This is a genomic window from Vibrio sp. YIC-376, assembly GCF_052353105.1.
In the GTDB taxonomy this organism is placed as follows: Bacteria; Pseudomonadota; Gammaproteobacteria; order Enterobacterales; family Vibrionaceae; genus Vibrio.
Genome location: NZ_JBBWFK010000020.1, coordinates 48,150 through 56,761, shown reverse-complemented (window position 1 = coordinate 56,761; position 8,612 = coordinate 48,150). Strand labels below are relative to the sequence as shown.

Genomic DNA, 8,612 nt, shown 5'->3' with positions numbered 1-8,612 from the left:
CACGATCAGATCTTTAACGGACTTAGTTGAGGATTCCTGAGATGATAAAAAGCAATAATGATTGGGCTGAAGAACAATTTGGGCATGCTAAACTGGGAGACCCAAGAAGAACGGCTAGACTCGTAAAAATGGCTTCAGACTTAGCGCAACATCCAGGTAAATCGGTAGTAAAATCATCCCCCTCACCAGCAAGCATGGAAGGAGCTTATCGATTTATTCGCAACGATAATGTTTCGTCAGGCGATATTGCCGAAGCCGGTTTTAATGCAACAGCTAATCAAGTTCACCATTACCCCCTCCTTCTCGCTATAGAAGATACAACCACCTTAAGCTACAAGCATCGCTCTATTCGAGCTGATTTAGGGCATGTGAACCAAGGTAACCGTTATCGTGGTCTGCTTGCTCATAGTATTTTGTTGTTTGCTCCTGAAACTCTTGACGTTGTTGGTCTGATTGAACAACAGAGATGGACGAGAGACATCAAGACTCGCGGTATCCGTTCCCAGCACCTCAAGCGACCTTATGAAGAAAAAGAAGGTTATAAGTGGGAAAGAGCTTCTCGTAATATGGCAGCTCGTTTAGGAGATGCCATGACCAACGTGATATCGGTTTGCGATCGTGAAGCTGACATCTACGACTATCTCATTTATAAAATGGCAAACCAGCAACGTTTTGTTGTGCGGTCAATGATGAGTCGCCACATAGAAGAAGGGCCAGATAAGCTTTATCAATTTGCCTCTGAACTTAAAAGTGTTAAACAACGACAAATCCAGATAGCTCAAAGAGGTGGTCGTAAATCTCGTGAAGTCATACTGGATGTGAAATATGCGGCGGTGACATTGACGCCCCCCTCGAATAAAACAGGTGAATCTATTTCCCTGAATTATGTGGGTTGCTCTGAGGCCGGAGATGAAGACAAGAAACTGAACTGGCACATTCTGACGAATGAACCCGTAAACAGTGCGGAAGAGGCGTTAAAAATCATCTCCTACTACGAGAAGCGTTGGCTCATTGAGGAATATCACAAGGTCTGGAAAAGTGAAGGGACCGGAGTTGAAGAGCTTCGAGTACAGAGTAAAGATAACTTAGATAGATTAGCGACCATTTATGCTTTTTTAGCCGTAAGGATCTTCCAGTTGAAATTTGCCAATGAGCAAGTTGAAGATATTAGTTGTGAAAAAATCTTGTCCCCAAGAGCCTGGAAGTTACTTTGGGTGAAAAGAATAAAGACGCGACTTCCAGAGGAAATACCAACTGCAAAATGGGCTTATGAACATCTCGCACGACTTGGCGGTTGGAAAGACAGTAAAAGAAATGGAAGAGCGTCAGTTAAAACGCTCTGGGAAGGATGGCTAAAACTACAAGCCATCCTTGAAGGCTACGAACTCGCTCTGTCTCTTGAACAGGACTTGTGATCAAGAGACAGGCGAGTCGCTGGCTTTTTTTGTTTGAACGATAGAGTCGAGTTTATTCACACGGTGGAGCCATATGGATAAGCGCTAAACCACCTAATGACGTTTCACGGTATTTCTTGTTCATATCTTTGCCGGTTTGGTACATGGTCTCGATGACCTTATCCAAAGATATCAGACATTTGCTTGTTCTCTTCAGTGCCATGCGAGAAGCGTTGATGGCTTTTACTGCACCCATCGCGTTTCTCTCAATACAAGGTACCTGAACCAATCCACCAATCGGATCGCATGTCATGCCGAGCGAGTGTTCCATCGCTATCTCTGCCGCGATGCAGATTTGCTCATTGCTGCCACCTCGCAACGCAGTTAATCCTGCAGCAGCCATAGAAGAGGAAACGCCTACCTCTCCCTGGCAACCAACTTCTGCGCCGGAAATTGAAGCATTGGTTTTGTATAAAATACCTATTGCTCCAGCCACAGCAAGGAAGTCTTTGAGCTGTTTGGTGTCGAGTTCTTTTATGAAGCGGTGGTAGTACATCAACACTGCAGGAATGACACCAGCAGCACCGTTCGTCGGCGACGTAACCACTTGTCCACCAGCTGCGTTTTCTTCACTAACTGCGAAAGCGAACAAGTTGATCCAGTCCATGATTTCCATTGGATCATTTTCTATCGCTGCGTTGGCTTCCAACTTTTTCAAAAGGTTAGGTGCACGGCGTGTGACATTGAGGCCACCGTCCAGTATGCCTTCGGTATCAAACCCTCGTTGCATGCAAAGTGACATGACTTTCCAGATTTGCTCGGCTCTTTGGTTGATCTCTTCTTCGTCACGAAACGCCAGTTCGTTTTGAAGAATCATTCCGCCCAAACTAAAGCCGTTCGCTTCCGCCTTTTCCAGCATTTCGTCTGCAGAAGAAAATGGGTAAGGAACCTCTACCTCTGCTTGTTTCGCGCCATTTTCCAACTCATCAGCCGTTGCAATAAAACCGCCGCCGATGGAGTAGTAAATCTCAAACGCAACTTGGCCACCAGATTCGTCAAGCGCAGTAATAGTCATACCGTTTTCATGCAAAGGTAGGTTATCGCTATGAAAAACGATGTCATGATCGTAGCTAAAGGTAATTTCGTGGGTACCTGCTAACAATAAGGTATTGTTTTCAATAGTATGTTGCAGCGCGCTCTTTGCACTGGTCATTTTGATGGTATCGGGTTTGTTGCCCATCAGCCCCAGAACGGTAGCTCTGTCTGTGTGGTGACCTCGGCCAGTCAGTGACAACGAACCATACAAGTCCACTTGTACCCTGTGTACTTTCGCCATAGAGTCCTGAAGTAACTGAGTAAAGTTAAATCCCGCAAGCATTGGACCGTTGGTGTGGGAACTTGAAGGACCAACACCGACCTTAAATATATCGAAAATCGACAGCATAATTGACTTCCTATAGCATTGGACCTTTCATAGGCCTCTAGAACATGGCTGTTAACCGGATGTTAATGCGTAGCAGGCACAAGGCAAAGAAGAATTTTGTATATTTGCCAACTAGAATGCATTGTGAAGCAAGTAGGGTTTATAGAGATCGTAGTATGAAGTTAGATAATGTTGTCATCATTCTGGGTAAGCGGCTCATTAATAACCGATTGAGTACTGAAGGCGCTTCACGGGTAACTGCGTTGGTGGATGCACTTGATTCATTTCCTGTGAACAATACGGCGCTTATTTTCTGTGGTGGCAAAACGGAAGGGCAAAGCATTTCTGAAGCGGATGCGATGTTTCGCTATTTTCAGACACTCAATTCATCGCGATCAATACCATTTCCCGAAAGTCATATTTTGCTCGAAAATCGCTCTCTCAATACCTTACAGAACATGAACAACGCTGCGGAGATGCTATGTGATTTCGGTTTATTTAACACCTCCTCGCTTGAGCAATTACCAATTAATGTAACGCTGCTTTCTAACGATTATCACCTTGAGAGAATCATAGAAATTCAAACGTTAATGGATGAACAGGGCTTGTTAAGAGTGCTCAAATCACGTTGTGCCTCCAGAGGGCTTGAACTGAGTGTTTCATTGGATGTCAAACAGCACATTCGCGTTCCTTATCCTCATAGGGGGACATTGGCTGAAGCGTTCTTGCTGCTCGATGAACTGACCACTTATCGTGTCTATCTGGAAGGTGTTATCGGTGATGCATTTACGAGAGATTTATCTGCCGTAAGATCTAAACCATTGCTTATTGCTCAAACAGCGCTAGAGAAACTGCTGACTTTACCTTTGGGAAATGAAATCCTCATGCAAATTGAAGAGATGAAAAAGGCCATCGAAATGACGGCCTTTGATTGTGATCTGGACTTGGTAGAACAAGCGTTAGATATCTTTCATCCAATATTAACGTTGCTTAACCGAACACTCGATCCTGAGTCTATGCTGTGATTTCTCGACGAGTGCGGAAAGCGCTCAACGCAATTAAGCTATAACACAGCAGTTCTATCCCTTCTTCTGAGATATTTTTCACTTCACGGATGTAGCTTGCATCCAAGACAGAGCGCCAAAAGCTGCCCATACCGTAATGACGTGATTTGATTATTAGTAATCTTCACCTTCTTGATGGTGATCACGATAATATTCCCATTGTTCAACACGTTCATCTTCAGAAAGAATGCAGTAAGTTACACGTTCACCATTTTCAGTTATGGTTTCCAGCTCTCCACCTTGTTGAACACAGTACACGGAAGCTGGGTTTGCTGCAGATGTGTATTCCGTCGAGCGAGTTGCGCCTTCATAAGTGGAACAACCAGTAAGTACTGCTGTCACTGCCATAGCCATCACTAAACTTGTCTTTTTCATTCTTGATCTCCGCATGGGATGAGCGAGTATTGTATTGATTATAGGCAACTTTCGCAGGTTATTGTGTTCTCGGTGTTAAAAGTATGAAGGGCATACAGATTTATATTCAGTGACTTCAATAAGATGGACTTATTAGGGACTTAAACTATCCAGATCATGAAACGTGAAGTTTAGGAGCTTGCCGGAATTGCAACTTGGGAAAGAGAGATAATTTCGGTAGTATGCGCGCAAAGCACTCACAATGGAATTCTCGATGAGACACTTAAAATCAACCATTCATCCAGATATCGAACATCTAGATGACAAAATCATTTTTAAGCGGAATGCCGCGCGTGCCATCGTGCTTGATGGGGAAGATGTATTACTGCTTTACACTGAGCGTTACCATGATTACACGTTACCTGGCGGTGGTATTGATGATGGCGAAGATGTGATAGAAGGGCTGGTCCGTGAGCTAGAGGAAGAGACTGGAGCTAAGAATATCCACGGCATTAAACCATTTGGTATTTTCGAAGAGTTTCGCCCTTGGTACAAAGATGATGCCGACGTGATGCATATGATCTCTTACTGCTACACCTGTAAAATTGATCGTGAGTTAGGCGAGACGTCTTACGAAGATTACGAAGTCAAGAATGGAATGCGTCCAGTCTGGATGAACATCCACGAGGCAATTGCTCACAATGAAAGCACGATGGCAGAGAGTCCGAAAAAAGGGATGAGCATTGAGAGAGAAACCTTTTTATTGCATCTAATAGCTAAAGAGCTACTTTAATTTCTCTTAAATTTTCAAAAATTGCGTAAGAGATTGACTGGTTGATTCAACGGGTGAGAGTGGGGTGCTGTAGATTGGCGTCTCATCTAAACACTACAGCATCCATTTAATAAAAAAGTCCGAGCTCCCCCCCGGAACCCGGACTTATTCCAGACGCGCAAGCGAAGCGTCATCTCGGTATTTTGAATTTTGTTTCAAATTAATAGAACAATAGCCGTTTCATCTTTGGTATGTAAATGATTAATTGGTCTAACTATTGTATTTCAGCTTGTTTTGCATCAGTGATGAGATGCATATCTATCCGATGGCAAGCATAATTTGGATTATTATCAGTAAACCACTACTCTTTCTTATCTATGAGATACAATACCTTAACTTTTATGCACACGCTTGTATCGAGATCACGAGTTATTAAATTTGCAGATCGAGGTCTTGTGAATTGACGCTGTTCTGACATTACTTACGTTGAAGATTTTTTATCACAGATTTGCTAATGGCGGACGTCAACTAAAGTCGAATAATGAATATGGACACGTATTGCCCGCAAACAAGAAAAGCGTCATTCCCGAAAGCGACAGATGAGCGCAGTCGGGAATCTAGGTTGTTAGTTAAGGTATAGAAGTCTATGCGATTGAGCGATGAAGCTTCTGGAATAACCACCCCAGTGCAATCAAGGAAGCGCCTAAGCCGAGGAAGCTTATCGCTCTCCAGAAACCATCCAGAGACCGAACATCCCATAGGAAGACTTTTAGCGCAACGCACGCTAATATAATTAGCCCGATACGTTGTACAGTCATAGCCTTATGCATCGCGCCAGTCCATGTCAGTATGCCTCCTACAATTAAACCCGCCACTGAGTAACTAAACAGTTCCGCCATACTGGTTGGCTGATATAGAGTCATGGAACTTGTTTGCCAAAACTGTCGAATTGACATACCTAACCATATTGCCGCGAGTGTAAATCCTATACTGGCGACAACATGTCGGTGAATTCCCAGGGTATTCCAACGTTTAGCTACCGTTACAATAAGGATACCCGCCGGTAATAGCCAACCTAGACTTAACATGTTGAAAATCGGTATCGCTTGTGCGGAAACGTTATCAACGTTTAATGGTGAATCAATGGTGTTGAGTACCAGGATCATCAAAACAAATGCACCCCACAACAGGTAACTGTAAAGCTGATAAATCTGAGTGAGTTGCTGTGCGAACTGACTGCGGTAGCTGTATACCAAGCCCATGACCAGCGCTTGGTTGGCAAAGACGACTAAACTGGTAAAGTCGATGTGACCTAAGTAGCCGTATTGGCCAGTTAGCCAGTAATTCGTCTGCGTGAAAAGCGCCATTAAAAAGACATGCAGGAAAGCACCTTCAAACCAATTGGCGATCTCGGAATCCACTCTTAGTAATACGGATCGAGCATACGCGAGAATGATTAGCGCTGGTAGATAACTCAGCAATGCCCAAGCCCAGTGGCCGGTTTCGACAGGTTGCCATTCTGGAATAAATGGCAACAAGGTCAGGCGGATGACCAATGTGCCCATCATGACTTTGACCGCCCAACTGGCCGGGCGAAAGTATCCTGACTGAATCTGCAACGCCATTATTGCCACTTGTACAGAAATCGCAGTGGTTAGCCAGGTATCACTTAACCACACAAAAGCGCATCCAGCGACAATGGCATGGGCGACAGCTGAACATTCGTAAGCCAGTTGTTTAAGACGCAGGCCTAGGTAGACATAGAAAACCGTGACTAAAGTAGCGAAAAATGTCCAATACCAAGCGTAACTCCGCATAAGTTCGTGCGTGTAAAACAGTGCGATTAATGTCATCGACGGAGCTAAGGTTAGCAATAATATGCCGCTCATCTGAGAACGGTCATAGAGACTCTGGCTGTAGGTTCTTAAACTGATCAACAAAATACTGGACGCCAATGCGAGTAGAATGCTTGCCTCGCTCTGTGACATATAGAGCATGTCAAAAGCGACAGAAATGACCAAGATGGCGGTTGCAGAGACCAGTATGGATGGCAGAAAAACTCGCATTGACCAACCTTTGCGTACGGCTGGTAACCAGATCGCAGCGACGAGCACTGTATAGCAATAAGCCATTTGCAACACGTTGATCTCAGACATTCGCGTTATAGCGGAAAACGTTAGTAAGGCGACCGCAAGAGAGGTGATGATTGGCGGGTTTGTCCATTTATCCTGACAATGGTGAAAACGAGGATTGAGCTTCCACCCCAGCCTTGGTACCGCGTAGATGAGATAAAGAGTGATGGATAAGTAAATATAAAGCCAGCTGAACAGACTCTCTGTCGGGATACTTTCAATCAGTACCAGCATCCACAATGTATGCGGTATAGAAGTGCTTGGTGAGATCCAGGAACGACCAACGGTTTGCATTAACAGGGTGGCTGCGATGGAAATAGCACTGATGTAGCCAGCTAATAAGAAGTAATCGGGGTCAGTTCCACCTATCCAGAGGGGGGCAGTGTAACCACCAACTAAGCCCAATACGGCCATTAGTGGACCTTGACGTAATGACAACGCGAGGCTGGAAAATGCTGCTGCCGCCAAGATCAGAAGGGACACACTCGGGGTTAGCATTTGATAAACAACGAATGCAAAAATAACGGTACAGTAAACACCGGTTAAGCCGGTACCGGTAATGGCGGCCGGAACATAAGTGAACCCCTGAGCACGTAGCGCTCTCTCGGGGCTGTGTTGTTCTTTACGGTGAAACCATTCGCCCACAAGGATCATCGCAAATGAAAGCGCAAAAGCAAAGGTGACGCGCATAAGTGGTGAAAACTCAATATGGCTACCAATGACCTGAACCAAGTAGCCGCCCCCTATAAGCATGGCAAGAGCACCTACCCACACTAACCAGTTTTCTTGAAGGCTGGAGAGCCATTTTTCGGTTTGGCTTTCCCATTTGTTTCTGGTTTGGCTTTCCCATTGGTTGTCGGTGTCAGATGCTAAACTCGCAACTTGAATCTCGTCCTGATGTGCCTGTTGAAACGCAGGTATTGGCTTTTGTATAGATTGTTCGGCGTCGTCGAATTCTGTTTGATATGTTGATGATGCCTTAAGTTGTTCTTCTGCGTACGATGCGTTTGCATCAGATAGTTCAGTAATATGGGCAGGAGGCTCTTGTTCCGAATCCGTTTGGACACGCTGACTTAAAAATCGCGAACGTAAGTCAGACAACTCATTTCGGAGTTGTTTAATTTCATCTTCCAGTTTTGCTATGCGACTCACTGCTCTGATGGTAATCAGTAAGGCAAAGAACGCCATAATTACCGCTAAAAAAGTATACAAGTGCTTTCTCCCTATCCTTGGTCTCTTTTTAACCCCTAATGAGGATTCTTAACTTTGAGCACCTACGTTAAAGCTTAGTCCACGGTCTATGCCTGTGAGAGTTGGGATGCTAGGTTCCGCCTAAAATTATTATAAAAATTTAGGATATACATGATTTGAGCATTCTACAGGGCGAATGTATTAAGGTCAGTGTCGTGAGGATTAAAAACGATCGAGTTCTTAAACTTGCACTGCAATTTGGGGATCATGTTTATCTTTTGC

The 8,612-nt window shown here is 44.5% G+C and carries 7 protein-coding genes; 3 read left to right on the top strand and 4 right to left on the bottom strand.

Going from position 1 to position 8,612, the window contains the following annotated elements:
- Positions 1–41 precede the first annotated feature (41 nt).
- Positions 42–1,415 carry an IS4 family transposase gene (locus WJM94_RS22480; RefSeq protein ID WP_444495679.1) on the top strand — a complete coding sequence of 458 codons (1,374 nt, stop codon included), beginning with the start codon at positions 42–44 and terminating at the stop codon, positions 1,413–1,415.
- A 52-nt stretch (positions 1,416–1,467) separates the two neighbouring features.
- On the opposite strand, the gene WJM94_RS22475 is transcribed toward WJM94_RS22480, so the two are convergent.
- Positions 1,468–2,838 carry an L-serine ammonia-lyase gene (locus WJM94_RS22475; protein WP_444496399.1) on the bottom strand — a complete coding sequence of 457 codons (1,371 nt, stop codon included), beginning with the start codon at positions 2,836–2,838 and terminating at the stop codon, positions 1,468–1,470.
- 155 nt (positions 2,839–2,993) lie between these two features.
- Between WJM94_RS22475 and WJM94_RS22470 the strand changes: the two genes are divergently transcribed.
- Positions 2,994–3,842 (top strand): YdcF family protein, encoded by an 849-nt coding sequence (locus WJM94_RS22470; protein WP_444496398.1) that lies wholly within the window; start codon positions 2,994–2,996, stop codon positions 3,840–3,842.
- Here the strand turns inward: WJM94_RS22470 and WJM94_RS22465 are convergent.
- A complete protein-coding gene (locus tag WJM94_RS22465) occupies positions 3,832–3,972 on the bottom strand; it encodes a hypothetical protein (protein ID WP_444496397.1) in 141 nt (46 codons plus the stop codon). The genes WJM94_RS22470 and WJM94_RS22465 overlap by 11 nt on opposite strands.
- A 23-nt stretch (positions 3,973–3,995) precedes the next feature.
- Positions 3,996–4,256: a putative hemolysin gene (locus WJM94_RS22460; RefSeq protein WP_444496396.1), complete on the bottom strand. Its 261-nt coding sequence runs from the start codon at positions 4,254–4,256 to the stop codon at positions 3,996–3,998.
- Positions 4,257–4,509: 253 nt separating this feature from the next.
- Here WJM94_RS22460 and WJM94_RS22455 point away from each other — a divergent pair, with 253 nt between their 5' ends.
- Complete coding sequence (locus WJM94_RS22455; RefSeq protein WP_444496395.1) at positions 4,510–5,028, top strand: NUDIX hydrolase; 519 nt, start codon at positions 4,510–4,512, stop codon at positions 5,026–5,028.
- A 623-nt stretch (positions 5,029–5,651) separates the two neighbouring features.
- On the opposite strand, the gene WJM94_RS22450 is transcribed toward WJM94_RS22455, so the two are convergent.
- Positions 5,652–8,351 carry a DUF2339 domain-containing protein gene (locus WJM94_RS22450; protein ID WP_444496394.1) on the bottom strand — a complete coding sequence of 900 codons (2,700 nt, stop codon included), beginning with the start codon at positions 8,349–8,351 and terminating at the stop codon, positions 5,652–5,654.
- Positions 8,352–8,612 lie beyond the last annotated feature (261 nt).